Raw genomic sequence first — 26266 nt, 5'->3', positions numbered from 1 at the left:
CCGAAGGGCGGCCCGTCGCCACCGCGTAGAAGGCCACCGCTGCCGCCGCGCCCACGTTGAGGGAGTCGACGCCGTGCGCCATCGGGATGCGGACCCACTCGTCGGACGCCTCCAGGGCCCGCCGGGACAGGCCGGTGCCCTCGGCGCCCAGCATGAGGGCGACCCGGTCCATCCGGTGCGGGGCGACCTCGTCGAGGGACTTGGCCCGCTCGTCGGGGGTGAGGGCGAGGAGGGTGCAGCCCGTGTCGCGGAGCGTCTGCAGACCGGCCGGCCAGGTGTCGAGGCGGGCGTACGGGACGGAGAAGACCGCGCCCATCGAGACCTTCACGCTGCGCCGGTACAGGGGGTCCGCGCAGTCCGGGGAGAGCAGGACCGCGTCCATGCCGAGGGCGGCGGCGGAGCGGAAGATCGCGCCGATGTTGGTGTGGTCGTTGACCGACTCCATGACGACGACCCGGCGGGCGGTGGCCAGGACGTCGGCCGCCGTCGGCAGCGGCCTGCGCCGCATCGAGGCGAGGGCGCCGCGGTGGACGTGGTAGCCGGTGACCTGTTCGGCGAGCGCCGGGTCGACGACGTACACCGGGGCGGGGGTCTCGTCGATGATGTCGCGCATGGTGTCGACCCACTTGGCGGACAGCAGCATCGAGCGCATCGCGTAGCCCGCTTCGGCGGCCCGCCGGATGACCTTCTCGCCCTCGGCGATGAACAGGCCCTCGGCGGGTTCGCGCCTGCGGCGCAGTTCGACGTCGGTCAGGCCGGTGTAGTCGTGCAGGCGGGGGTCGTCGGGGTCGTGGATCGTGACGAGGTCGGCCATGTCACGCCGTCCCGTGCGGGCCCACGCCGACGACCTCGCCGACGACGATGACGGCGGGCGGCCTGACCTCCTGCGCGACGACCGTCTCGGCGACCGTGGCGAGGGTCGCGTCGACCCGGCGCTGGGCGGCCGTCGTGCCCTCCTGGACGAGGGCGACCGGCGTCTTCGGGGACCTGCCGTGCGCGACGAGGGTGTCGGCGATCTTGCCGATCTTGTCGACGCCCATGAGGATCACGAGCGTGCCGGTGAGCTTGGCGAGGGACGGCCAGTCGACCAGGGAGCGCTCGTCGTCGGGAGCGACATGGCCGCTGACCACGGTGAACTCGTGGGCGACGCCCCGGTGGGTGACCGGGATGCCGGCCGCGCCGGGGACCGAGATGGAGCTGGAGATGCCGGGGACGACCGTGCACGGGATGCCCGCCTCGGCCAGCGCCTGCGCCTCCTCCATGCCCCGGCCGAAGACGAACGGGTCGCCGCCCTTCAGCCGTACGACGGCCTTGCCCTGCTTGGCGTGCTCGATCAGCGCGTTGTTGATGGCCTCCTGGGCCATGAAACGGCCGTACGGGATCTTCGCCGCGTCGATGACCTCGACGTGCGGGGGCAGTTCGGCGAGCAGGTCGCGCGGGCCCAGCCGGTCGGCGATGACGACGTCGGCCTCGGCGAGCAGGCGCCGGCCGCGGACGGTGATCAGGTCCGGGTCGCCGGGGCCGCCGCCGACGAGGGCGACTCCGGCGGTGCGGGTGCGCTGGTGCGGGGCGACGAGGGTGCCGTCGCGCAGGCCCTCCACGACCGCGTCGCGGATGGCGGCGGTGTGCCGGGGGTCGCGGTCGCGCGCGTTCGAGGTGAGCACGGCGACGGTGACGCCCTCGCTGTGACCGGTCGCCGGGGTCCAGGCCGTGGCCCGGTCGGCGTCGTCGGAGCGCACGCACCACACGCGGTGCCGCTCGGCCTCGGCGGAGGCGGCGGCGTTGGCGCCGGTGTCGCTGGTGGCGATCAGGGCGTACCAGGCGTCGGCGAGGTCGCCCTCGGCGTACGGGCGCTGCTCCCAGGCGATCTCGCCCGCGTCCGCCATGGCCTCGACCGAGGGGGTCGCCCGCGGGGAGACGAGGCGGATGTCCGCGCCGGCCGCGATGAGGGCGGGCAGGCGCCGCTGGGCGACCTGACCGCCGCCGAGGACGACCACGCGACGGCCGGTGAGGCGGAGGCCTACGGGGTAGGCGGGGTGTTCGGCCATGAGGGAGGGCTCCTCGTCCTGGCGATGGGCGGTGCGGGGGGGCGCTTCGGCTCTGGAGCGGCCCTGACGTGGGGATACGTGCGGGATTCTAGGAGACGCGCGGAGGCGGCACGCGGTCGGTCCAGCGTACGGCGGGGTGGAGGGCGGCGGCGGAAGACCGCCGGGCCGCTCTCCCCCCGCCGCCGGGGCTACTTCTCGGTGACGCCGGCCGAGTCGAACGTCGCCACCTCGTGCATCGCCCGTGCGGTGCTCTGCACCATCGGCAGGGCGAGCAGCGCGCCCGTGCCCTCGCCGAGACGCAGGTCGAGGTCGACCAGCGGGCGCAGGCCCAGCTTGTTCAGCGCGGCGACGTGGCCGGGCTCGGCGCTGCGGTGGCCCGCGATGCAGGCCGCGAGGACCTCGGGGGCGATGGCGCGGGCCACCAGGGCGGCGGCGCCGGCGCTGACGCCGTCCAGGATCACCGGCGTGCGCAGGGAGGCGCCGCCGAGCAGCAGGCCGACCATGGCCGCGTGCTCGAAGCCGCCGACCGCGGCGAGGACGCCGATGGGGTCGGCCGGGTCGGGCTGGTGGACTTCCAGCGCGCGGCGGACGACCTCGGTCTTGCGGGCCAGCGTCTCGTCGTTGATGCCGGTGCCCCGGCCGGTGACGTCGGCCGGGTCGGCGCCGGTGAAGACGGAGATGAGCGCGGCGGACGCGGTGGTGTTGGCGATGCCCATCTCGCCGGTGAGCAGCGCCTTGTTGCCGGCCGCCACCAGGTCGCGGGCGGTCTCGATGCCGACCTCGATGGCCTGCTTGGCCTCCTCGCGGGTCATCGCGGGACCGGTCGTCATGTCGGACGTGCCCGCGCGGACCTTGCGGGGCAGCAGGCCGGGCGTGGCGGGCAGGTCGGCGGCGACCCCGACGTCCACGACGCACACCTCGGCGCCGACCTGGGTGGCGAAGGCGTTGCAGACCGCCCCGCCGCCCAGGAAGTTGGCCACCATCTGGGCGGTGACCTCCTGCGGCCAGGGGGTGACGCCCTGGGCGTGCACGCCGTGGTCGCCGGCGAAGACCGCGACGGCCGCGGGCTCCGGGATGGGCGGCGGGCACTGGCGGGACAGGCCGGAGAGCTGGGCGGAGATGATCTCCAGCATGCCGAGCGCGCCGGCCGGCTTGGTCATGCGCTTCTGCCGCTCCCACGCCTCGCCGAGCGCCTTGGCGTCGAGCGGGCGGATCTGTGCGACGGTCTCGGCAAGCAGGTCGTGGGGGTCCTCTCCGGGCAGGGCGCGTCGGCCGTACGTCTCCTCGTGCACGACCCACGACAGCGGGCGGCGCTTGGACCAGCCGGCCTGCATCAGCTCGGGCTCGTCCGGGAACTCGTCGACGTACCCGACACACAGGTAGGCGACGATGTCCAGGTGTTCGGGCAGGCCCAGGGCGCGGACCATCTCGCGCTCGTCGAAGAAGCTGACCCAGCCGACGCCGAGGCCCTCGGCGCGGGCGGCGAGCCAGAGGTTCTCGACCGCGAGCGCGGAGGAGTACGGCGCCATCTGCGGCTGGGTGTGCCGGCCCAGGGTGTGCCGGCCGCCGCGGGTGGGGTCGGCGGTGACGACGATGTTGACCGGGGTGTCGAGGATGGCCTCGATCTTCAGTTCCTTGAACTGCTTGGCCCGGCCCTTGGGCAGCGACTTGGCGTACGCCTCGCGCTGGCGCATCGCCAGCTCGTGCATGGCGCGGCGGGTGTCGGCGGAGCGGATGACGACGAAGTCCCAGGGCTGCGAGTGGCCGACGGACGGCGCGGTGTGCGCGGCCTCCAGGACGCGGAGCAGCACCTCGTGCGGGATGGGGTCGCCGCGGAAGCCGTTGCGGATGTCACGGCGTTCGCGCATGACCTTCAGGACGGCCTCGCGTTCGACGTCGTCGTAGGCGGGGGCCGCCGGGCCGGTGGACCGCCGTGGCGCCGCGGCCTGGTCCAGCGCCCGCCCGGCCGGTTCGGCGAGGTCTTCCTGGTCGGCGGCGCGGGTGTCCAGGTCGTCGGCGTTCTGGGCGATCTCCGGGTCGGCCTCGCGCGGGGCGGGGGCCTCGGCGACCGGGTCCGGCGCCCGGTCCCGCGGCGGGAGCGGGAGGACCAGGGCGTCGGGGGGCGTCGGGGCGAGGTGCGGGGCGGTGGGCACCTGGACGTCGTCGACCGGGACGAACCGGCCGACGGACTGGTCGGGGTGCTCACCCGTCGGCTGACCGGACCCCTGCCCGGCGGTGGCCGGTGCCGCGCCGGGCTGCGAGTGCTCGGACACGCCCGGGGCCGCTTCGGCTTCCCGGGGCACGTCGGCCTCCACCAGGGACTGGGGGCCCTGGGCAGGCGGCTGCGGTACGGCTTCCTGCGGCACGGAGTCCTGGTGTGCGGGGTTCTGTTGTACGGGTTCCTGGTGTGCGGCTTCCTCCGGTGCGGAGTCCTCGGGAGCCGCTTCCGGCGGGGCGGGCCACGCCTGCGGCTCGGTCCGCGCCTCCGCCTCCTGTACCGGTGCCGGCTGCTCGGTGGCTGCCGGGGAGGGCTGGGCCTCGGGGGCGCTCGCGTCGGGGGACGGGAGTGCCTCCGGTACGCCGGTTTCCTGGACCGGTACGCCGGTTTCCTGGACGTCCGGCGCCGCGGGGGCCTCGGCGGGCGGGGCCGTCCGCTCCTCGGGAACCTCGTCCGGCGCGACCGCCGGGACGGGCTCGGGCACGGGCGCCTCGGCGGCCTCGGGCACCGGGGCTTCGTCCGGCAGCGGCGGCTCGGGGACTACCTGGAGGGGCGGTACGGACTCGACGGGCGGGGCGGGCTGGACCGACTCGACGGACTGGCCGGGCTGCTGGACCGGCTCGCCCGGCCGGCCGGGCCCGACGGGCTGAACCAACTCGCCCGGCTGGCCGGGTTCGACGGACTGGCCGGGCTCGACGGACTGGCCGGGCTCGACGGACTGGCCGGGCTCGTCGGGACGGACCGGCTCAGCGGGGTCACCGGACTGGACCGGCTCGACAGCCGCGCCGGAACGGTCCGGCTCGGGGGCGTGCTCCGGACCGACCGCCTCGGGGGCCGGAAGGGCTTCCCCGGCGGGGCCGGGGACCGGCGTCGGCTCGGCGGCGAGCTGCTCCGCAGCCTCCTCCACCGGGCCGGCCGGTACGGTGGCGGGCCCGTCGGCCCGGTCGGCTCCGTCGGGGGCCGGGACGGCCGCCGGTACGGGCGCCTCGTCCGCCGGGCCGCCAGCCACGGCCCGCGCCTCCTCGGCACCGCCGCCAGGGGTGTCGGGGGTGTCTTCGCCGGACGGCCCCTCGGTGACCGGCACGGCCCCGGCGTCGACGCCGTCCGCGCCGCCCGCCTCGGTTCCGACCGCGCTCGCGACGGGGGCCTCGGCGGGAATCTCCGCGGGCGCGTCACCAGCCGGTGTGCCGGTCCCGTCCGCGTCGGCGGACTCGACGGTCTCCCCCGTCGCGCCGCCCGTCGCCGCGACGGCCTCCGTCGCCACCCGGGCCACGAGTGCCTGGGCGGCGCCCACCGGCTCGGTCGCCTGGTCCGGTACCGGAACAACCGTTTCCGCATGCACCGCGCCGACGCCCACCGGCTCTTCCGGGGCCTGCGGAGCCTCCTGGGCAACCGCCTGCGCGCCCCAGGGCGCCGCCGCCTGCGGGGGCATGGCGACGGTCTGCGGGACGTCGAGGTACTCGGGTCCGGCGGTGGGCGGACCGGCGTGCCGCACCGGCGCGTCGGCGGGGCCGCGGTCGGCGAGGGAGCGGACCGGGCTCGCGGAGGCGTCGGGGATCGGCGGACCGAGGTGCAGGGGCCTGCGCGGCGGAACCGGCGCCGGCTCCGACGCGGGTTCGGGCAGGCGGACGCCGCCGAGGTCGACCGAACCGCTGTCGCGGCCGGACAGTTCGTGCGGGCCCGGCTGGTGCACGGTCTCGACGACCGGCTCCGGCGCGGGCGGCGCGACCTCGTTGCCCCAGGCGCTCTGGGCTCCCGGCAGCAACAGCAGGTCCTCGTCCTCGGCGGTGGTCTCGGAGAGGTAGGTGTACGCGCCGGGTGCGGGGACGCCCGGCTGCTCCACCATGCCTGCGTTCTCCGGCAGCCCCTCGGCCGGGATCTGGCCGGTGTCGGTCATGCGTAACCCCTCGCCCATCGGTAAGTGCTTCTACGACCACTGCACCCGGGACGGCGCACCGACCGCCCCGCAGTGAAGAACGAGCGTGCGTGCCCAGCGGCACGAACGACCCGCCGGAAAAGACGACAAAGCCATTGAGTGGCATTGTCGCGGTCGTTCCCCCGTCACGACAGCTTGATCCGCGACGGCCCGCTGTGGACTGCGCCACGTTGCGCGCCCTCCGGTTCTGCCGTACCACACCTGCCCCTGAATCAGCGGGCTTTTACGGACATCGACCGACGAAGCGCCGGGTGCCGTGGTGCGGTACAACAATCCGCCAGCCTACCCCGCGCGGTACGACAACCCGATCACGGGGCGCGGTCCGGCAGGACCCCGCTGAGCAGGAACGCGACGCTCCGCCGGGTCTCCGTCCAGGCCCGGGTGTCGAGGTCGACGGACTGCAGGAGGGCGCACTCGACCCGGTAGCCGTGCTCCGTCAGGTCCCTGCCGACGAGTTCGGCCTCGTCGCGGGTCGCGGCGTGCGCGACGATGCGCTGCGGCCGCCGGTCGGCGACCGCGGAGACCACGGCCGCTCCCCCGCCGCCGACGCGGACGACGTCGGGTTCGGGGAGGTTCTCCAGGACGTGCGGGGCGGTGCCGTGCACGATCTGGAGCTGGACGCCGAAGTGGCGGGCGGCGGCCTCGGTGCGGGCACAGGCGTCCGGGTCGCGGTCGACCGCGAGGACGGCGGCACCGCCCCGGGCCGCCTCGGTGGCGAAGGCGCCGCTGCCGCACCCGATGTCCCACACGAGGTCGCCGAGGCGGGGTCCGAGCCGGGCGAGTTGGGCCGTGCGGAGCAGGTCGGTCTCGCCCTCGCCGAGGTCACCGCCGTACGCCTCGGCGGGCAGCGACCAGCCGCGCGGTCCGGCGGCGGGGTCGCGGCCGGCGATCCAGCCGGTGCCGTCGGTCGCGGCGCCCGGGCCGACGGTCCCGCCGACGACGATGACGACGTTGGGGTCCCGCCAGGTGTGGTCGGCGGCCTTGTCGGAGGTGACGACGGTGACCCGCTCGCGCCCGGTGCCGAGTTCCTCGCAGATGACGAAGGTGCGGTGGATGCCGTCCATCAGCAGGCCGAGTTCGGCGGGGCCGGCGCCCGGTGAGGTGAGGACCGCCACCTTGGTGTGGGCCCGGCATACGTTGACCGCGCGTCGCAGGGTGCGGGGGTGGGCGACGACCACATGGGCGTCGTCCCAGGGCATGCCGGCGCGCGCGAAGGCGGCGGCGACGGAGGAGACGGCCGGGACGACCTCGACCTCCAGGCCGAACTCGGGGGCGCGCAGGGTGCGTACGACGCCGAAGAAGCCGGGGTCGCCGTCGGCGAGCACGACCGCCGTCCCGCGGTGGGCGGCGACGCGGCGGGCGGCGAGGGCGACGCTGCCGAGGCGGATGCGTTCGGCGGCGGGCGGTACCTCGGGAAGTGCCAGGTGGTGGGCGGCGCCGGCCACGAGGGTGGCGGCGCCCAGTGCGGAGCGTGCCGCGGCCGTCAGCGGCGAACCGTCCCAGCCGATCACCGTGACCCGGTCGGCCATCGTCGTCAGTCTCCAGGGTTTCGCAGGTCGTGGTCGCGGAACCGTTCGCGGCGCGCCCCGTGAGGGTACCTGGTGCGGCCTCGGGGAGCCGTGGTGCGGTGGCCCCGGTGGATCAGTTCCAGTCGGTGAAGGTGGTGAAACCGTTGTCGTCGGTGAGCGGTCCGTTCGCGCCCTCGAGGTCTTCGGGCAGCAGGCTCCACACGATGAAGTCGGTGCGTACGTCCGTCCAGACGCCGTCGTCGGTGCGTACCCGGGCTATGCAGGCGTTGCGCAGGACGCCCTCGCTGATGCAGCCGATCTTCTGGGCGACCTGCTGGGAGGCGGTGTTGTCGGCGGCGGTGCGCAGCTCGACGCGTTCGAACTTCTGGTCGCCGAAGAGCCACTGGGCGGTGGCGAGCGCGGCCTCGGAGGCGTAGCCCTCGCCGCGGGCCCAGGGGGCGACGATGTACGCCAGTTCCGTGGACCGTACGTGCCAGTTGGCCTTGGTGAGCTGGATGACGCCGACCAGCCGCTGGGTGAGGAACTCGGTGACCGCGAGGTCGAGTCCCCGGCCCGCCGCGCGTTCGGCGGGGGCGTAGTCCTCGATCCAGGTGCGGGCGGCCTGCTCGGTGAAGGGCTGCGGGACGTGGGTCCAGGCGGCGACCTGCTCGTCGTTCATCATGGCGGCCAGGGCGGGGACGTCGTCCTCGTCGAGGGGGCGCAGCACCAACCGCTCCGTGCTGATGGAGATGTTGGGGAAGGTGCTCGTCATGCGCCGCTCCGTAACCTGTGTGACCGTCAGGGCCTGCTCGAACTGCCCAGCATGCAGCATGAAAGCACGCAACCGCACCACCGGGTCCGCCCCCGTGCGCGGGGACGGACCCGGTGGGACGCGGGGCTCGGATCAGAAGGTGGGGAGCACGGACCCGGCGTAGTTGTCCTCGATGAACTTCTTGACCTCGGGCGAGGTGAGGAGCTTCGCGAGCTTCTTCACGCGCGGGTCGTCCTCCTGGCCCTCCTTGACGACGAGGAGGTTGACGTTCGGGTTGTCCTCGGCGGACTCCAGGACCAGGGCGTCCTTCGCCGGCTTGAGGTCGGCCTCCAGGGCGTAGTTGCCGTTGATGACCGCCGCGTCGACGTCGCCCAGGGAGCGGGGGGTCTGGGCCGCCTCCAGCTCCTTGAACTTCAGGTCCTTCGGGTTCTTGGTGATGTCGGCGGGGGTGGCCGAGTTGCCGACGCCGTCCTTGAGGGTGATCAGGCCCTCCGAGGCGAGCAGCTGGAGGGCGCGGGCCTCGGTGACGGTGTCGTTGGGAAGGGCGATGGTCGCGCCGCGCTTCAGGTCGCCGGCCTTGTCGGCCTTCTTCGAGTAGAGGCCGAGCGGCTCCAGGTGCACCGAGACGACGGACTTCAGGTGGGTGCCGTTCTTCTTGTTGAAGTCCGCGAGGTAGGGCTCGGTCTGGAAGTAGTTGGCGCCCACCGAGCCGTCCTCCGTCGCCGTGTTCGGCGTGACGTAGTCGGTGAACTCCTTGACCTCCAGGTCGAGGCCCTCCTTCTTCGCCAGGTTGTCCTTGACGTAGGTGAGGATCTCGGCGTGCGGGACGGGCGTCGCGGCGACGACCAGCGGGCCGGAAGTGTCGGAGGCGGAGTCCTGGTCCGCGCCGCAGGCGGTCAGGCCGAGGGTGAGGGCTCCGGCGGCGAGGACGGCGGTGGTGATCTTGGCGGTGTTACGCACGAAAAGTGCCTTTCCTGAGGTGGTGCGACCCCGTCACGGGTACAACGGGGAGTCTGGGGAGGGGACGCGTGGCGGGTTACGCGACCTTGCTCACGTCGGCCGCCGCGGGCTCCTTGGCCTTGAGCAGCCGGAGCCTGGGTCCGGCGCCCCCGCGTCCGCCGCGGCGGTGCAGGGAGCGGGCCGCGTAGTCGCCGGCGAACTGGATGAGCGAGATGACGACGGCCAGGAGCGCGACGGTGATCCACATGAGGCCGGTGTCGAAGCGCTGGTAGCCGTAGCGGACGGCGAGGTCGCCGAGGCCGCCGCCGCCGACGGTGCCGGCCATGGCGGAGTAGCCGATGAGGGCGATGATCGTGGTGGTGGTGCTGGCGATCAGCGACGGTAGGGCCTCGGGGACCAGGACCTTGCGGACGATGGTCCAGGTGTTGCCGCCCATGGACTGGACGGCCTCGACCAGCCCGGAGTCCACCTCGCGCACGGCGGTCTCGACGAGCCGGGCGAAGAAGGGGATGCCGCCGATGGCGAGCGGCACGATCGCGGCCTCGCTGCCGATGGTGGTGCCGGTGATCCAGCGGGTGAAGCTCATCAGCGCGACCATGAGGATGATGAACGGCATCGAGCGGCCGATGTTCACGATCTGGCCGACGACCTTGTTCACCACGACGTTCTGCAGCAGCCCGCCCCGGTCGGACAGGACGAGGAGGACGCCGAGCGGGAGTCCGGCCACGACGGCGATCAGGGTCGACCAGCCGACCATGATCAGGGTCTCCCAGGACGCCTGCTCCAGCAGGGGCTGCATCTCGGACCAGGTCACTTGGCACCTTCCTTCACCAGCACGGAACCCTGGACGGCACCCTCAGCGGGCGCCTGGTCCACCACGTCGATCTGGAGGCCCTGTTCGCGCAAGAAGCCGACGGGTACGACGTTGTCCTCGAAGCGGCCGGGCAGTTCGATGCGCATCCGGCCGACCTGGAGGCCGCCGACGGTGTCGATGGCGGCGCCGAGGATCGATATGTCGATGTTGTAGGTGCGGGACAGCTGGGAGATGACGGGCTGGGTGGCGGCCTCGCCGTGGAAGGTGACGTCGAGGACGGTGCGGTCGTCCCCGGACGCCTGGCCGCCGACCGGGAAGAGCGCGGCGGCCAGCTCGGAGCCCGGGGTGGCGAGGAGTTCGCCGACGGTGCCGGACTCGACGATCCGGCCCTTTTCCATCAGGGCGGCCGAGTCGCAGACGCTCTTGACGACGTCCATCTCGTGGGTGATGAGCAGGACGGTCAGGCCGAGCTGCCGGTTGAGGTCGCGCAGCAGTTGGAGGATGGAGCGGGTGGTCTCCGGGTCCAGGGCGCTGGTGGCCTCGTCGGAGAGCAGCACCTGGGGGTCGCCGGCCAGGGCGCGGGCGATGCCGACGCGCTGCTTCTGGCCGCCGGAGAGCTGGGCGGGGTAGGCCCTGGCCTTGTCGGCGAGGCCGACCAGGTCGAGCAGCTCCAGCGCCTTGCGGGAACGTTCCTTCCCGGACTTGCCGAGGATCTCCAGCGGCAGTTCGACGTTGTCCTGGACGGTGCGCGTGGAGAGCAGGTTGAAGTGCTGGAAGACCATGCCGATCCGGCTGCGCGCCTGCCGCAGTTCCCGGCCGGCGCGGGGGCCGCGGCCGGCGAGCGCGGTGAGGTCCTGGCCGGCGACGGTGACCGTGCCGGAGGTGGGGCGCTCCAGGAGGTTGACACAGCGGATGAGCGAGGACTTGCCGGCGCCGGACTGACCGATGACGCCGTACACCTCTCCCTCGCGGACGTGCAGGTCGACGCCGTCCAGGGCGGTGACCTCGCGGCCGCGAGAGCGGTAGACCTTCGTGAGGCCCGATGTGGTGATCACGTGGGTTTCCGTCACTGTCGAGTGCGCGGCGCGGTGGTGTGCGCCGGGCACGGGGCGTTGTTCTTCGGGGTTCTGGGTCCTTCGGAACGCGGCACGGTTCTCGCGGTGGCGATGCCGGTGGCGGGGTGACCGGGGAGAATCGTGTGCGCGGGGCGTGGCTCGGCCCGCCGCGCGGGGCGCGGTGGCGGGCGTGAGCGGCGCTCGCTTCGGGGCGCGAGGCTCAGATGGTGCGGGGGCCCTCTAGAAGGCGCACATTCGACACATACAACGAGCACCGGGCGTCATCGTCGCCTCGGTCGCAGGGGTGCGGTCGCTCGTCGTGCTCATGCGAGCAGTAAAGCAGACCTGTCGTTCTGGCCGGACACCGCCGTCCGGATGCTGGACAGCGGTGGACGGTGACCGGACGCGGTCGGCGCGGATCAGTCCCGTGCGGAGATCTCCACGCCGGCGTCGGTGACCAGGACCGACAAGGCCGACAGGTCGGTGACCACCAGGTCGGCGTCGAGTTCACCGGCGCGGTGGGTTGTGGCCAACGCCACGGTGGTCATGCCGGCGGCGCGGCCCGACCGGAGTCCGGCGGGCGCGTCCTCGAAGACGACGCAGGCGGCCGGGTCGACGCCCAGGGCGCGGGCGCCGAGCAGGTAGGGCTCGGGGTCGGGCTTGCCGCGGGTGATGTCGTCGGCGGCGATCAGGGTCTTGGGGAGGATGCCGACGGCGCCGAGCCGGGCCTCGGCGAGCCGCCGGGTGGCGGAGGTGACGACGGCCCAGCGGTGGGCCGGCAGCGCGCCGAGGAACTCCCAGGTGCCGGGCAGCAGGTGCACGCCGCCGTTCGGCACGTCCTCGACCTCCAGGTGCTCGATCCGCGCGACGGCGTCCGGCACGGCCTCGGCGGGCAGCAGGTCGGCGGCTATCTCCGCGGCCGGCCGCCCGTGCAGCTCGACCCGTGCGAACTCCTCCGCCGTGATCCCGTACTCGACGGCCCACCGGGTCCAGCAGCGGCTCACGGAGTCGAGGGAGGAGACGAGGGTTCCGTCGTTGTCGAACAGGAGGGCCTGCGCGTGGATCTTCATGCCCTCGACCCTACGGCGCGTCCGCCCCGGGCCGGACGGGACCATCGGCCCGCGTGCACCGGCATGAGGCCCGAGTGTGAGCCGGGGCGGGGTCGGACCGGGCCGGGGGCGGCGCGGGGCGGGGCCGGGGGCGGCGGGGCTTTTGGGTCGTAATAGGGTCGCTGCCATGCTTGACGTCCTGACGCCGGCGACCGGCGTCGCCGCGCTGCTGCTCGCCGCCTGGTGCGGCTGGGCGGCCTACCGTGACCAGCCGACGAAGGACTGGCACTTCATCGGCATGGCCGTGGTCACCGTGCTGGCGCTGATCCAGCTCGTGGCCGGGATCGTGCAGCTGGCGCGGGGCGAGAAGCCGGAGCAGGGCACGACGATCTTCGTGGCGTATCTGCTGGGCGCCTTCGCCTGTGTTCCGGCGGCGGGGTTCATGTCGCTGGCCGAGCGCACCCGCTGGGGTTCGGTGACGGTCGCCGCCGGCGGTGTCGTCCTCGCCGTCCTCGAGGTGCGGCTGTTCGACATCTGGGGAGGCTGAGATGGCGGCGACGGAGCAGGAGCGGGAGCGGGGCGGGAAGCGGCTGATCGGCGGCCCTGGCATCCTGCTGGTGTGGCTGTACGGCGTGATGGTCGTGGGCGCCGTGTCGCGGTCCGCGTACCAGATCGGGACCGAGTTCGACCGGGCGCCGCTCCCCTACACGCTGTCGGCCCTCGCGGGCGTCGTCTACGGCTTCATCACGTACACCCTGGTGCGCGGCGGTGAGCGGGCCCGCAGGGCGGCGCTGGTGTGCTGTGTCGCCGAGCTGGTGGGCGTGCTGACCGTGGGCACCTGGACGCTGGTGGAGCCGTCCGCCTTCCCCGACGCGACCGTGTGGTCGGACTACGGCATGGGGTACCTCTTCATCCCCGTGCTGCTGCCGCTGTCGGCCGTGTACTGGCTGCGCCGGGCCCGCACCGCGTAGCGGCCTCGGGCCCGGAACGCGGCCCCGCGCCTCAGGCCGTGGTGGCGTACGCGCCGGCCGGCTTCTCCAGGACGATCATGGGGACGCCGTCCGCGCCCTGCGCGGTCCCCACCGTCTCGTAGCCGACCCGCCGGTACAGCCGCAGGTTGCTCTCGCTGCGGTGCCCGGTGTGCAGGCGGAAGCGCTTGGCGCCCCGCTCCTCGGTGAGCGCGGACTCGGCGGCCCGCAGCAGTCGGGCGCCGATCCCGTGGCCCTGGAGCCGGGGATGGACGCACAGCTTGCCGATGGCGGCGGCCCCGTCCTCGGCCACCCGGCCCCGCACCGAACCGACGACCTCGTCGCCGAGCCGCGCCACGAAGACGCAGTCGGCGGCGACTTCCTCGCGCACCGAGTCGAGGGTCTGGACGAGCGGGTCGATGCGGTAGTTGCCGTACAGCGCCGCCTCGCTCTGGAAGCAGAGGTACTGCAGCCGGAAGATCTGCTCGGCATCCTGTTCGGTCGCCGCCGAGATGGTCACGCTCATGCCCATGTGTGCATGCCTCCCGCTCACCTGATCCGCTGTGGTCCCCCACTCCTATCCCCGTCCTCAGCGCGCCGCAACCTCCGGCGCCAGCAAGCGACGCAGACATCCCAGACATCGGGAACGTTCCGGGCCAAGACTGCCTTGTGAGATACCCAACTCCCCCGCGATCTCCCGGTATGTGAGGTCCTTGGGCGACAGCAGCGCCTCCAGCAGCCGGGGGCAGCGGCCGGGCAGCCGGCGCACGGCGTCGCGCAGGGCGCGGTGGCGGGCCGCGGTGAGCGCCAGTTGTTCCGGCTCGTGCTCGGCGGCGCCGACCGGTTCGGTCTCGTACGGCCGCTCGGCGCGGCTGTGGCGGCGGGTGCGGCGGGCCTCGGTGCGGACGGCCCTGCGCAGCCAGCCCTGCGGGTCGCGGGGCGGCCCGTCGGCCTCCAGGCGTTCCAGGAGGCGCAGCCACACCGCCTGTTCGAGGTCGCCGGGTTCGGTCCCGGACGCATATGCCTCGGCCGATGCCTCGGCGGTGAGCAGGGGGCGCAGGAGGGTGACCAGGTCGTGCGTCATATGCGGATCGACGCGGCCGCCCGGGCGGCGGGTTGCCCGGGCGGCCGAAGGTCACTCCAACCGGTCTGGCGCGCTCAGCCGTTGACGAAGTCCTCGCGGGCCAGCAGGGCGGTGTCCGGGTGGTCGGTGAAGACGCCGTCGATGCCGGTGGCGAAGTAGGCGCGGCAGGCGCCGAAGACGTCGCCGTAGGCGTCGGGGTCGGTTCCCTTGCGGAAGTCCGCGGGGAGGAAGGGGTTCTCGTTGCGCAGGGTGTAGGGGTGCAGGATCAGGCCCGCGCGGTGCGCGTCGCGGACCAGCGTGGTCGGCTCGGTGAGCCGCCCGGCGGAGTCCCGCGGGATGATCAGGTCCAGGGTCGGGCCGATGCCCTGCGCGTAGGAGGCGATCTCCTTCAGGCCGGCGGGCGTGATGAGGTCGGCGGTCGTGCGCGGGTCGCCGTTGTCCACGAAGTCCCAGGGGCGGCTCTTCGCGCCGGACAGCAGGACGGCGAGGGGGTTGCCGACGAGCCGGTTCATCCGCTGGATGCTGGTGGGCTCGAAGGACTGGATGATGACGGGCGAGTTCTTCTTGTCCTTGCCGTACTTGCGCAGCAGCCTGGCGAGGCGCTCCTCCGTGCCGAGGCCCAGCTTGCGGAAGTAGGTGGGGTGCTTGAGCTCGGGGTAGATCCAGACCTGCTTGCCGCGCTCGCGGGTCTGCTCGTTCTGCCAGCGCAGCACCTCCTCGAAGGTGGGGATCTCCCAGCGGCCGTCGTAGAGGGTGTTGTGCGGGCGGTTGGCCGGGATGCGTTCGCTCGCGCGGAGCGTCTTGAGCTCGGCGAGCGTGAAGTCCTCGGTGAACCAGCCGGTGGTGGAGACGCCGTCGAGCAGCTTGGTGCGCTTGCGGTCGGCGAACTCGGGGTGGTCGGCGACGTCCGTGGTGCCGCCGATCTCCGGCTCGTGCCGGCAGACCAGGTGGCCGTCCTTGGTGGGGACCAGGTCGCCGGCCTCGACGATGTCGGCGCCCATGTCGAGGGCGAGTTCGTAGGCGCCGAGGGTGTGCTCGGGGCGGTAGCCGCTGGCGCCGCGGTGACCGATGACGGTGGGCACGGGCAGGCCCTTGACGCCGCCGCCGTGTCCGCCCTCGTGCCGGGGGCCGGCGGCTCTCGCCGTGCCGGACAGGCCCAGTACCGCTCCGCCCGCGCCGAGCACCGCCGCCGACAGGAGCGCCCGCCGTCCGGTGCCGCCGCCCGCCTGCTCGTCCGACTCCTGCGTTCCCATCGGGGCCTCCTGTGGTTGACCGTCGGTGCGCGCCGATCGTAGGGGCGCGTACATGACGAGCGGGAGACCGCGGCCGGAACACGCGGGTGCGTGCGGATGTCGCGTGGGCGTGGAGGGGCCCGTGGGGCGGGATGTCTGACGTGCCGTCGGCTTCGGGGCGGCCGGGCGGGGTACCCGGTCGGTGGCCGCGTTCGTGGCGGCGGTGCCCGGCGGGACCGGTGACCGTGCGGCAGGGCTCCCGGCGGCGCGCCTCGCGGACTCCGCGCGGTGCCTGTGGTTCGATCCGGGCCGTGTCCGCACCCTCGGATCGCCGGCGCCGGTCCTCGCGGACGCGACCTGCCTCACATCCTCGTGGGGGCGTTACGGCCGGGCGGGGCCACCGCACCGCAGGTGAACGCATGTCAACACCGTGTAAGACCCGGATGACCCGACGTGCGTGACCCCCTGGGCCGCGAGTAATGTCCTCACCTGCACAGACTCATACCGTATCCCCGACACCGGAGGACCCGTTGTCCCGCTTCGCGCTCATCAAGGCAGTGCTCGGTCCGATCATGCGCCTGATGTTCCGCCCACGGGTGGAGGGCGTGGAGAACATTCCGGGCGGCGGTCCGGTGATCCTGGCCGGCAACCACCTCACCTTCATCGACTCGATGATCCTGCCGCTTGTCTGCGACCGGCAGGTCTTCTTCATCGGCAAGGACGAGTACGTCACCGGCAAGGGCCTCAAGGGCCGGCTGATGGCGTGGTTCTTCACCGGCGTCGGCATGATCCCGGTCGACCGCGACGGCGGCCGGGGCGGGGTCGCGGCGCTGATGACCGGCCGCCGGGTGCTGGAGGAGGGCCGGGTCTTCGGCATCTACCCGGAGGGCACCCGCTCCCCCGACGGCCGCCTCTACCGGGGCCGCACCGGCATCGCCCGGCTCACCCTGATGACCGGGGCCCCCGTGGTCCCGTTCGCCATGATCGGCACCGACAAGCTCCAGCCGGGCGGCGCGGGCCTGCCCCGGCCGGGCAAGGTCACGGTCCGCTTCGGCGAGGCGATGGAGTTCTCCCGCTACGAGGGCATGGACCGCGACCGCTACGTCCTGCGGGCCGTGACCGACTCCGTGATGACCGAGGTCATGCGGCTGTCCGGCCAGGAATACGTGGACATGTACGCGAGCAAGGCGAAGGCGGCGTAGCACCGCCGAACAGGCGGCCCGGCGCCGCGGAACGCACGGACGGCGGGTCGCCCGGAAGCGACCCGCCGTCCGTGTGTCCGGGCTCCTCGCGGGTCACGGGTGCTCCAAACCGTCCTCCAGCCGCTGACCGCGGAGCAGGAACCAGGCGACCACGGCCGCGGCCAGGAGGACCGCCGCGCCGACGCCCGCCGCGAGCGTCAGACCGTCGACGAAGGCCTGGCGGGCGGCGTCCAGCAGGGCCTCGGACGTCGGGGCGGGGAGGTGGGCGGCGGCCTCCACCGCGCCGCCCAGGGACTCGTGGGCCGCGTCCGGGGTGCCCGCCGGGCCGGTGAAGTCGCGGTAGACGCCGGTGACGATCGAGCCGAGCACCGCGATGCCGAGGGCCGCGCCGAGTTCGTACGCCGTCTCGGAGACCGCGGAGGCGGCGCCCGCCTGCTCCTTGGGCACGCTGGAGAGGATCACGTCGGCGGTGACGGTGAAGGAGAACCCGGCGCCGACGCCGACGACCAGCAGGGCCGCGCCGAGCAGCGGGTAGCCGGTGTCCTGTCCGATGACGGTCAGCGCGGCGAGCGCGAGTCCGACGGCGGCCAGACCGCCCGCGACCACGGCACGCACCGAGAAGCGCCGGGCCGCGCGCCCCGCGATCAGACCGGCCACCACCGCGCCGATCGCGGCGGGGAGTTCGGCCAGGCCCGCCTCGAAGGGACGCCTGCCCTGGACGAGTTGCAGGTACTGGGAGAGGAAGAAGACCAGCCCCGACAGGCCCAGGATGGTCAGCAGGTCGGCCAGGACGGCGCCGCTGAAGCCGCGGCTGCGGAAGAGCCGCATGTCGAGCAGCGGCGTCGGCATGGTGAGCTGCCGGCGTACGAAGCCGTAGAGCGCGGCGGCGCCCAGCAGGCCCGCGGCGAGCGTGGCCCAGGCGAACCCGTGCGCGGCGGCCTCCTTGACGGCGTACACGACACCGATCATGCCGATGAGGGAGAGGGCGACGCTGCGCATGTCCCACGGGCCCGGGTTCGGGTTGCGGGACTCGGGCAGCATCTTGACGCCGACGACGACCAGGACGGCCATCACGGGCAGGTTGATCAGGAAGACCGAGCCCCACCAGAAGTGCTCCAGCAGGAACCCGCCGACGACCGGGCCGACCGCCGCGCCGGCCGAGGCGGCCGCGCCCCAGATGCCGATGGCGAGGCTGCGCTCGCGCGCGTCGTGGAAGAGGTTGCGGATCAGGGCGAGGGTGGCGGGCATCAGGGTGGCGCCCGCGACGCCCAGCAGGGCCCGGGCGACGATCATCAGCTCGGGCGTGTGCGCGTAGGCGTTGAGGACGGATATCGCGCCGAACGCCGTGGCTCCGACGAGCAGGATGCGCTTGCGGCCGATGCGGTCGCCGAGGCTGCCCATCGAGACGAGCAGACCGGCGATGACGAAGGAGTAGACGTCGCCGATCCAGAGCAGCTGGGTGCCGGAGGGGGCGAGGTCCTCACTGATGTAGGGGGTCGCGAGACCGAGCACGGTCGCGTCGACGGCCACCAGCAGCACGGCCAGGACGAGGACGGACAGCGCCAGCCAGCGTCCGGGGCGCTTCACCGCCTCGGTCGTCCGGTCCGGCCGCAGGGTGCGGGTCATGGTTCACTCTCTCCGAAGTGCGCCGCCGAGCAGCAGCTCGACGATCATGTGGGTGAAGTCGTTGCGGGCCACGCGGCCCTCGGTCACGGCCCAGGCGCAGGCGCCCAGCAGTCCGTAGAGGGCCTCGGTGAGCCAGGCCGGGGTGAGGTCGATGCGGAACTCGCCGCTGTCCTGGCCACGGCGGAAGAGCGCGGCCATCCGGGCGTCGAGGCGGGCCCAGCCCTCGTTCTGCTCCTCGCCCTCGAACAGCTGGTTCTCGGTGTAGAGGAAGGCGAGCAGTCCGGCGGCGGGCTCGATCTCGCGCACGAGCCGGCGCAGCGCGTCGGCCGCCGGCCCGTCGTCCAGGCGGGCCGCGTTCAGCGCGGCCTCGCACTCGGCGATGCCGAGCGACTCCAGCGCCCGGACCAGGGCGTCGCGCCCGGCGAAGTGCCGGTGCAGCGTGGCCCGGCTCAGCCCGGCCGCCCTGGCGACCTCGTCCATGGTCGCGGTGGATTTGCGGGTCAGCAGGGCCGCGGCGCTGCGCAGGACCTGGTCACGATCAACGGCCATGAGACAACGGTACCCCACATGAGACATCTTTGTCTCATCCTGGGCATGCGTGACTCACCTCTCGGGCCTTTTGGGCCTCTCGGGGTCGGTCACGAAGGGCCTCGCCGAGGGGCTCAGTGCCAGGGCAGCCGCCCGCGCCGTTCCCAGTAGGCGTCCGGCTCCTCGACGAGCGCGTCGAGGCGGGCCACCTGGTCGTCGTCGAGGTCGACCACGGCGGCGTGCAGGTTGGAGCCGAGCTGGTTCACGGTCGCGGCACCGGAGAGGACCACACCGGCCCAGGGCTGCCGCAGGACCATGGCGAGGGCGACCGCGTCGCAGCCCAGGGTCGTCTCCTCCGCCACCGCCCGCAGGGCCGCGGGCGCGTGCGGCTCGGCGAGGCGGCCGTTGGCCATGCCCTCCTTGACGATCACGGTGAGCCCGGCCTCGTGCGCCTCGGCCAGCGCGGGTCCGGCGGAGGTCTCCAGCGCGTTGTACGTCGACTGGACGGTACGGAAGAGGGGCTCGCCGTCGACCGTCACGGCGAGCGCGGCGCGGATGGCGTCGGCCTGGGCGGGGCCGCTGGTGGAGAAGCCGACGGTGACCCCCTGAGCGGCCGACTCGGCCAGCCTGCGGTGCAGGTCCTTGTCGGTGAGCGCCGGGCTGTCGGGGGTCAGCGAGTGGATCTGGTAGAGGTCGAGCCGGTCGCCGAGCAGGGCGTCGGTCTCGGCGCGCTGACGCTCGTAGGTGGCGGCGCCGTGGTCCTTGACCTCGTGCCGCTCGGCCTCGGTCGACCAGTCGGCCGTGTAGGTGTAGCCCCACTTGCTGCCGACGACCACGTCGTCGGCCTCGGGGCGGTCGCGGAGCCAGCCGGCGAGGAACTCCTCCGCGCGGCCGTAGGAGCGGGCCGCGTCGAAGTAGCGCACGCCCTGCGCGTAGGCGGCGTCGAGGAGGTCGTGGGTGCGGGTGCGCAGGGACTCGACACCGCGGTCCGCACCGAGGTCGCGGTCTCTGCCGAGGTTGATGTAGCCGGGGCGGCCGACGGCGGCGAGGCCGAGGCCCATGTGGCAGGTGGGCGTCGTCGCGGTCGCGAGACGGGCGAAGGGCATCGCGGGCTCCGTTCGGTCGGCTCCGGTACGGCTTCGGTACGGCTTCGACCAACGTAACCCCTGATGACCTTCACGCCGGCGCTCGCCCGTCCGGTGGGTCGGGGAGGGGCGGGCCGGCCAGGTCTCCGGTGGGCCAGGGAGACGGACCGGCCGGGGTTCGCCCCGGGGAGTCGGGGAGAAACGGACGCGCCGGGGTTCACCCCGGGAGGTCGAGAAGAAACGGACCGGCCGGGGTCCGCCCCGGGGGGGCGGGGAGGAACGGACCGGCCGGGGTCCGCCCCCGGGGGGGCGGGGAGGAACAGACCGGCCGGGGTCCGTCGCGGGGTTCCGCCGTACCCGCCCCGGGGCGCCGTCCTCAGGCCCGCTTCTTCGCCCCGGCCCACGCGTGCTGGGCGGCCACGTCCGCCTTGACCTCGGCGAGCTGGACGGCGACCGCGCTGGGTGCCGTACCGCCGCGGCCGTTGCGGGAGGCGAGGGCGCCGGCGACGTCGAGGACCGAGCGGACCTCGGGGGTGAGGTGGGCGGAGATCTTCGCGAACTGCTCGTCGGTCAGTTCGTCCAGCTCCTTGCCCTCGGCCTCGGCGGCCTTCACGCACTCGCCGGCCACCTCGTGCGCGACGCGGAACGGGACGCCCTGCCGGACCAGCCACTCGGCGATGTCGGTGGCGAGCGAGAAGCCGGCCGGGGCCAGCTCCGCCATGCGCTCGCGGTGCACGGTGAGGGTGGCCATCATGCCGGTGAAGGCCGGGAGCAGGATCTCCAGCTGGTCGATGGAGTCGAAGACCGGCTCCTTGTCCTCCTGGAGGTCCCGGTTGTAGGCGAGCGGGAGGGCCTTGAGGGTGGCCATGAGGCCGGTCAGGTTGCCGATGAGGCGGCCGGACTTGCCCCGGGCCAGCTCGGCGATGTCCGGGTTCTTCTTCTGCGGCATGATCGACGAGCCGGTGGAGAAGGCGTCGTGCAGCGTCACGAAGGAGAACTCCTTCGTGTTCCAGATGATGATCTCCTCGGCGATCCGGGAGACGTTCACGCCGATCATGGCGGTGATGAAGGCGAACTCGGCGACGAAGTCGCGGGAGGCCGTGCCGTCGATGGAGTTGCCGGCGCTGCCGCGCTCGAAGCCGAGGTCCTCGGCGACGGCCTCGGGGTCCAGGCCGAGGGAGGAACCGGCCAGGGCGCCCGACCCGTACGGCGAGACGGCCGTGCGCTCGTCCCACTGCCGCAGCCGCTCCGCGTCCCGGGACAGCGCCTGGACGTGGGCGAGGACGTGGTGGGCGAAGAGCACCGGCTGGGCGTGCTGGAGGTGGGTGCGGCCGGGCATCGCCACGTCGGGGTGGGCCTCGGCGAGGCCGACCAGCGCGTCCTGGAGGTCGGCGATCAGACCGCCGACGGTCCGGGCGTGGTCGCGCAGGTACATGCGGAAGAGGGTCGCCACCTGGTCGTTGCGGGACCGTCCGGCGCGCAGCTTGCCGCCGAGGTCGGGGCCGAGCCGCTCCAGCAGGCCGCGCTCCAGGGCGGTGTGCACGTCCTCGTCGGCGATGGTGCCGGTGAAGGAGCCGTCGGCGACGTCCGCCTCGAGCCGGTCGAGCCCGGCGATCATGCGGGTCAGCTCGTCCTCGGTGAGCAGGCCCGCCGCGTGCAGCACGCGCGCGTGGGCACGCGAACCGGCGATGTCGTAGGGCGCGAGCCGCCAGTCGAAGTGGACGGACGCGGACAGCTTCGCCAGCGCCTCGGCGGGACCGTCGGCGAAACGGCCGCCCCAGAGCCGGACGTCACCGTTGTTGCTGCTCACTTGGGTCGCTCCTCACCGTACGATTGCTGCCATGCATGAGTATGCAGAGCGTTGCATGATTCGTCAATCCAGGACCACCTCCGCATTTCCTCGGACATCCGTTCGCCCACCACCCATAATCGTTAGACATGGGAAAGACTTATGAGCGCATCGACGGCAGACTCCGCACCTTCATCGAGGCCCAGCCCCTCTTCTTCACCGCCACCGCACCCCTCGCCGGGGACGGCACGGTCAACCTCTCGCCCAAGGGCCTGCGGGGCTCCTTCGCGGTGCTCGACGAACTCACCGTGGCCTACCTGGACTTCGCCGGCTCCACCTCGGAGACCATCGCCCACCTGCGGGAGAACGGGCGGATCACCCTGATGTGGTGCGCCTTCCAGGGGCCGCCGAACATCGTCCGGGTGCACGGCCGCGGCGAGCCGGTCTTCCGCGACGACCCGCGCTTTCCCGACCTGCTCACCCGCTTCCCGGACATCGACCCCACCGCTCACGGGCTGCGCGCGATCATCGTCGTGACCGCCGAACTCGTCCGCGACAGCTGTGGTTACGCCGTGCCCTTCATGGCCTACGAGAGCGACCGCGACCTGCACGGGAAGCGGTTCGCGCGGGAGGACGACGCCTCGCTGAGCGCGTACTTCACCAAGAAGGAGCACATCGCGACGAGCCTGGACGGCCTTCCCGGGCTGCCCCTGCCGTTGCCCCCGTCTACCGTCTGAGCCATGCGCCCCGGTGTAGTCGCCGCCCTCCTGTCCGCGTCCCTCCTCGTGCTCGGTGCCGCGCCCGCCGACAGGGCCGGTCCCCGGCCGCTGCCGGCCCGGATGGCGGACACCGGCGGCGGTACGCAGCTGATCACCGCGGTCGCGCCGGAGACCGGGGCGACCGAGGGCCGGGTCACCTGGTGGGAGCGCCGGGGCGGCCCGGGCACCGGCCGGTGGGTGGAGGCCGGTTCCGCGCCCGCCCGCTTCGGGGCCGGCGGGCTGGCCGACGGGACGACGCGCCGCCAGGGCACGAACACGACCCCGACCGGGCTGTACGACCTGCCGTACGCCTTCGGCATCCGGCCGGCGCCGCGCGGGACGGCGTACCGCTACCGGCCGGTGCGTGCGGACTCCTGGTGGTGCCAGGACAACGCCTCCCGCTCCTACAACCGCTGGGCCGAGCCCCGCCCCGCCGACTGCCGCGCCGCCGAGGCCGAGCACCTGATCACCTACACGGCGCAGTACGCGCACGCCCTGGTCGTCGGCTTCAACTACGACCGCCCGGTGCGCGGGCGCGGCGCGGGCATCTTCCTGCACGTCGACGGGCGCGGGGCGACGGCGGGTTGCGTGTCCGTGCCGGCGGAGGCGATGCGCCGCATCCTGCGGTGGGCCGACCCGGCGCGACGACCGCACATCGCGATCGGCACCTCGGGCGGGGCGACGGCGATCACCCGCTACTGAAGCCGGGCGGGCGGACCGTGACCGGCTGAACGCTCGGGTGGCGCGGCGCGTATCTGTGGGCCAAGGGCCAAGTCCCCACGGAGGAACCGTGACCACCACGCTCGCCGGCGGCCGTGCCGCCCGCCGCCAGACGATGCGGCGCATCCGCCCCCGCCGCTCCCCCGCCGTCCCCCTGCTGCTCGCCGTGTGGGCGGGCGCGGCGGGCGTGTTGTGGCTGTGGTGGCGCAACACGCCCGCCATCTCCGACCGGACCGGCATGATCCTGAACGCGGGCCGGATCACCGGCCTGCTCGCCGGCTACCTGATGGCGCTGGTGGTCCTCCAGATGGCGCGCGTGCCGGCGCTGGAGCGGCGGGTGGGCTCGGACCGGGTGGCCCGCTGGCACGCCATGACCGGCCGCTACACCCTCTGCCTGGTCCTCGCCCACGTCTTCCTGATCATGTGGGGGTACGCCGCCCAGGCCGGCCGGGGCCTCGGCGACATCGTGGGGCAGACGGCCGACTCGGTGAACCAGCTGCCGGACATGGGCAAGGCCGCCGTAGGCACCGGCCTGCTGGTCCTCATCGGGTTGCTGTCCGCCGGCCCGGTCCGCCGCCGGATCCCGTACGACGCCTGGTACCACGTGCACCTGCTCACCTACGTGGCGGTGTTCCTCACGTTCTGGCACCAGCTCACCACCGGCAACGACTTCGCCGTCGAGCCGGTCGCCAAGACCGTCTGGTACGCGCTGTACGGGACGGTGACCGCGCTCGTCCTCTGGTACCGCGTGCTGACCCCGCTCCGCCTCAACCTGCGGCACCGCATGCGCGTCGAGGCGGTGATCGAGGAGACGCCCGGCATCGTGTCGGTGCTGATCGGCGGGCGCAGGCTGCACCGGATGGGCGCTCAGGCCGGGCAGTTCTTCCGCTGGCGGTTCCTGGCGCCGGGGATGCGGTTCAGCTCCCACCCGTACTCGCTGTCGGCGGCGCCCCGCCCAGACATGCTCCGGATCACCGTGAAGGCGATCGGCGACCACAGTGCCCGGCTGCGCGAGCTGGAGCCCGGCACCCGGGTGTGGGCGGAGGGCCCGTACGGCGCCCTGACCGCCCAGCGCCGCAGCCGGGGCAAGGTGCTGCTGGTGGCGGGCGGGGTGGGGATCACGCCGATGCGGGCGCTGTTCGAGACGCTGCCCGGCGCGTCCGGTGACATCACCCTGCTCTACCGGGCCAACAGCACCCAGGACCTGGCGCTGTGGGACGAGCTGGCCGGGATCGCGGACGAGCGCGGGGCGCGGCTGATGTACGCGGTGAACAGTCCGGACGGGGAGCGCCCGGACATCTCCGCGCAGACGCTGAGCCGCAAGATCCCGGACATCGACCGCCACGACGTCTTCCTGTGCGGGCCGCCCGGCTTCGCCCAGTCGGTGTACGAGGCACTGCGCGGCGCGGGGGTCCCCGCCCGCCGTATCCACCACGAGTCGTTCGAGATGTGAGCGACGGACCATCAGGAGCCCAGGACAGATGAGGAAAAGCCACCCCGTTCGGCGTGCCGTGCTCGCCGGCGCCGCGACCGTGTCCGGGATCGTGCTGCTGCTGTCGCTGAAACCGGCGTCCGACCCGGGCTCCGCCTCGGCGGCGGGCGGCGCCGCCCCTCCGGCGGCCGCGCAGTCGCCGCAGGGCGGCCGGGGCGCGGGCGCCGGCACGGTCACCGGCGACGCGGCCCGTACCCAGTACGGGCCCGTGCAGGTCCGGCTCACGGTCAGCGGCGGGAAGATCACCGGCGCGGAGGCCGTGCAGGCGCCCAGGGGCGGACAGAGCGACCAGATCACCGCCGACGCCGTACCCAAGCTCAACCAGGCCGCCCTCGCCGCCGGCAGCGCCGACATCGACACCGTCTCCGGCGCCACCTACACCAGCGCCGGGTACAAGCAGTCCCTCCAGTCGGCGCTGGACCGGGCCGGTGGCTGACGCCGGGGCCGAATCCGCACAGGCTCCCGCCGCGGTGCGCCGGGTGGAGGAGACGATGGGGACCGTCTTCTCCTTCGACGTCCGCGGCGGGGATCCCACGGCCGTGACCAGCGCGCTCGACGAGGCGGTCGCGGGGCTGCGCCGGGTCGACGAGGTGTTCAGCACCTACCGGGAGGACAGCGAGGTCGCGCGGCTTGCGCGGGGTGAGCTGACCGTCGACGCGTGCGCGCCCGAGGTCGCCGAGGTGCTGGAGCTGGCGGCGGAGGCGGAGCGGGTCAGCGACGGCTGGTTCAGCACGTCGTACGGGGGGCGGCTGGATCCGACGGGGATCGTCAAGGGCTGGGCCGTGGAACGCGCCGCCCGGCGGGTCGCGGCGGCCGGTGCGACGGGCGTCAGCGTCAACGGCGGCGGGGACGTGCAGGTGCTCGGGGCACCGGGGGCGGGGCGGCCGTGGCGGGTCGGGGTGTCGGACCCGCTGCGTCCGGGTGGGCTGGCGGCGGTCGTGTCGGCGGCGGGGGCGCGGGAGCTGGCCGTGGCGACGTCCGGCTCGGCGGAGCGGGGCGCGCACATCGTCGACCCGCGCACGGGGCGCTCGGCGGTGACCGACCTGGTGGCGGTGACGGTGGTGGCGGCTCGGCTGACGTGGGCGGACTGCTGGGCCACGGCGGCGTTCGCGATGGGGGCGCGGGAGGGGTTGGGGTGGCTGGAGTCGCTGGAGGGGGTGGAGGGGCTGCTGATCACCGCGGGGGACGAGGTGCGGTGCACGGGGGGTTTGGCGGGGTGGCTGGGGTGAGCGTGGCTGGTGGGTGACCGGCGCCGGGGCCGAGGTACCGGGGTGTCACTCCCCCGCGTCGGCAGTCGTGCCTCCCCCACGCTCGGCATCGCTCGCGCGGGAGGGGCCCCCACCGCCCACCCGTGCCGCCCTGGGGGTACCTCCCAGGCCGTTCAGGCGCTGGGGGAGGCACGACTGCCCGCAGCTACGGGGC

The 26266-nt window shown here is 73.7% G+C and carries 23 protein-coding genes and 1 pseudogene; 8 read left to right on the top strand and 16 right to left on the bottom strand.

The genetic code is table 11. The features are described from left to right. From ACFIF2_RS30995 to ACFIF2_RS30955, 9 genes are all read right to left on the bottom strand, one after another. The coding region (locus tag ACFIF2_RS30995) for a TrmH family RNA methyltransferase (protein ID WP_395576577.1) at positions 1–814 on the bottom strand (814 nt) is incomplete at its 3' end. 1 nt (position 815) lies between these two features. Then, positions 816–2048, bottom strand: a complete 1233-nt coding sequence (gene cobA, locus ACFIF2_RS30990) for a uroporphyrinogen-III C-methyltransferase (RefSeq protein ID WP_395576576.1) — start codon at positions 2046–2048, stop codon at positions 816–818. Positions 2049–2236: 188 nt separating this feature from the next. Continuing rightward, positions 2237–6163: a nicotinate-nucleotide--dimethylbenzimidazole phosphoribosyltransferase gene (cobT, locus tag ACFIF2_RS30985; RefSeq protein ID WP_395576575.1), complete on the bottom strand. Its 3927-nt coding sequence runs from the start codon at positions 6161–6163 to the stop codon at positions 2237–2239. Between the two features lie 347 nt (positions 6164–6510). Continuing rightward, complete coding sequence (gene cbiE, locus ACFIF2_RS30980; protein ID WP_395576574.1) at positions 6511–7731, bottom strand: precorrin-6y C5,15-methyltransferase (decarboxylating) subunit CbiE; 1221 nt, start codon at positions 7729–7731, stop codon at positions 6511–6513. A 112-nt stretch (positions 7732–7843) separates the two neighbouring features. After that, on the bottom strand, positions 7844–8482 hold the full coding sequence (locus ACFIF2_RS30975; protein ID WP_395576573.1) for a GNAT family N-acetyltransferase: 639 nt from the start codon (positions 8480–8482) through the stop codon (positions 7844–7846). Between the two features lie 132 nt (positions 8483–8614). Continuing rightward, positions 8615–9442, bottom strand: coding sequence for a MetQ/NlpA family ABC transporter substrate-binding protein (locus tag ACFIF2_RS30970; protein ID WP_395576572.1), 828 nt, complete (start codon positions 9440–9442; stop codon positions 8615–8617). A 76-nt stretch (positions 9443–9518) separates the two neighbouring features. Beyond that, positions 9519–10256, bottom strand: a complete 738-nt coding sequence (locus tag ACFIF2_RS30965; protein WP_395576571.1) for a methionine ABC transporter permease — start codon at positions 10254–10256, stop codon at positions 9519–9521. Further along, positions 10253–11311, bottom strand: coding sequence for a methionine ABC transporter ATP-binding protein (locus tag ACFIF2_RS30960; RefSeq protein ID WP_395576570.1), 1059 nt, complete (start codon positions 11309–11311; stop codon positions 10253–10255). The genes ACFIF2_RS30965 and ACFIF2_RS30960 overlap by 4 nt, the downstream gene beginning before the upstream one ends. A 419-nt stretch (positions 11312–11730) precedes the next feature. Beyond that, entirely contained in the window at positions 11731–12381 is a 651-nt protein-coding gene (locus ACFIF2_RS30955; RefSeq protein WP_395576569.1) for an HAD family hydrolase, read from the bottom strand. A gap of 166 nt (positions 12382–12547) precedes the next feature. On the opposite strand from ACFIF2_RS30955, the gene ACFIF2_RS30950 reads away from it, so the two are divergent. After that, entirely contained in the window at positions 12548–12907 is a 360-nt protein-coding gene (locus ACFIF2_RS30950; protein WP_395576568.1) for a hypothetical protein, read from the top strand. A gap of 1 nt (position 12908) precedes the next feature. Then, the gene (locus tag ACFIF2_RS30945; RefSeq protein WP_395576567.1) at positions 12909–13331 is read left to right on the top strand and encodes a hypothetical protein; all 423 of its coding nucleotides are present in this window, start codon (positions 12909–12911) and stop codon (positions 13329–13331) included. A gap of 31 nt (positions 13332–13362) precedes the next feature. Here ACFIF2_RS30945 and ACFIF2_RS30940 read toward each other — a convergent pair whose 3' ends face one another. The 3 genes from ACFIF2_RS30940 to ACFIF2_RS30930 form a co-directional block, all read right to left on the bottom strand. After that, entirely contained in the window at positions 13363–13860 is a 498-nt protein-coding gene (locus ACFIF2_RS30940; protein WP_395576566.1) for a GNAT family N-acetyltransferase, read from the bottom strand. A 57-nt stretch (positions 13861–13917) separates the two neighbouring features. Continuing rightward, positions 13918–14412: an RNA polymerase sigma factor gene (locus ACFIF2_RS30935; protein WP_395576565.1), complete on the bottom strand. Its 495-nt coding sequence runs from the start codon at positions 14410–14412 to the stop codon at positions 13918–13920. Positions 14413–14486: 74 nt separating this feature from the next. After that, on the bottom strand, positions 14487–15665 hold the full coding sequence (locus ACFIF2_RS30930; protein ID WP_395576564.1) for a glycerophosphodiester phosphodiesterase: 1179 nt from the start codon (positions 15663–15665) through the stop codon (positions 14487–14489). Between the two features lie 509 nt (positions 15666–16174). Here ACFIF2_RS30930 and ACFIF2_RS30925 point away from each other — a divergent pair. Next, positions 16175–16846 (top strand): lysophospholipid acyltransferase family protein, encoded by a 672-nt coding sequence (locus ACFIF2_RS30925; RefSeq protein WP_395576563.1) that lies wholly within the window; start codon positions 16175–16177, stop codon positions 16844–16846. A 93-nt stretch (positions 16847–16939) separates the two neighbouring features. Here the strand turns inward: ACFIF2_RS30925 and ACFIF2_RS30920 are convergent, their stop codons facing one another. From ACFIF2_RS30920 to argH, 4 genes are all read right to left on the bottom strand, one after another. Beyond that, positions 16940–18472 (bottom strand): MFS transporter, encoded by a 1533-nt coding sequence (locus ACFIF2_RS30920; RefSeq protein ID WP_395576562.1) that lies wholly within the window; start codon positions 18470–18472, stop codon positions 16940–16942. A gap of 3 nt (positions 18473–18475) precedes the next feature. After that, positions 18476–19021, bottom strand: coding sequence for a TetR/AcrR family transcriptional regulator (locus tag ACFIF2_RS30915; RefSeq protein ID WP_395576561.1), 546 nt, complete (start codon positions 19019–19021; stop codon positions 18476–18478). A gap of 113 nt (positions 19022–19134) precedes the next feature. Beyond that, positions 19135–20106 (bottom strand): aldo/keto reductase, encoded by a 972-nt coding sequence (locus ACFIF2_RS30910; RefSeq protein ID WP_395576560.1) that lies wholly within the window; start codon positions 20104–20106, stop codon positions 19135–19137. 355 nt (positions 20107–20461) lie between these two features. After that, entirely contained in the window at positions 20462–21895 is a 1434-nt protein-coding gene (argH, locus tag ACFIF2_RS30905; protein WP_395576559.1) for an argininosuccinate lyase, read from the bottom strand. Positions 21896–22023: 128 nt separating this feature from the next. Here argH and ACFIF2_RS30900 point away from each other — a divergent pair, with 128 nt between their 5' ends. The 5 genes and pseudogenes from ACFIF2_RS30900 (at position 22024) to ACFIF2_RS30880 (ending at position 26073) form a co-directional block, all read left to right on the top strand. Further along, a complete protein-coding gene (locus ACFIF2_RS30900; protein ID WP_395576558.1) occupies positions 22024–22611 on the top strand; it encodes a pyridoxamine 5'-phosphate oxidase family protein in 588 nt (195 codons plus the stop codon). A 3-nt stretch (positions 22612–22614) separates the two neighbouring features. After that, positions 22615–23334 carry a L,D-transpeptidase gene (locus ACFIF2_RS30895; RefSeq protein ID WP_395576557.1) on the top strand — a complete coding sequence of 240 codons (720 nt, stop codon included), beginning with the start codon at positions 22615–22617 and terminating at the stop codon, positions 23332–23334. A gap of 88 nt (positions 23335–23422) precedes the next feature. Beyond that, a complete protein-coding gene (locus ACFIF2_RS30890; protein WP_395576556.1) occupies positions 23423–24805 on the top strand; it encodes a ferric reductase-like transmembrane domain-containing protein in 1383 nt (460 codons plus the stop codon). Between the two features lie 28 nt (positions 24806–24833). Beyond that, positions 24834–25271 (top strand): annotated as a pseudogene (locus ACFIF2_RS30885) (FMN-binding protein); the annotation flags it as partial. A 64-nt stretch (positions 25272–25335) separates the two neighbouring features. Further along, positions 25336–26073: an FAD:protein FMN transferase gene (locus ACFIF2_RS30880; protein WP_395576583.1), complete on the top strand. Its 738-nt coding sequence runs from the start codon at positions 25336–25338 to the stop codon at positions 26071–26073. The last annotated feature ends 193 nt before the right edge of the window (positions 26074–26266 follow it).

The organism is Streptomyces sp. BK79, from assembly GCF_044142145.1.
In the GTDB taxonomy this organism is placed as follows: domain Bacteria; phylum Actinomycetota; class Actinomycetes; order Streptomycetales; family Streptomycetaceae; genus Streptomyces.
Note: the sequence above shows the minus strand (reverse complement) of the source record. Positions and strands in the feature narration are given on the sequence as shown.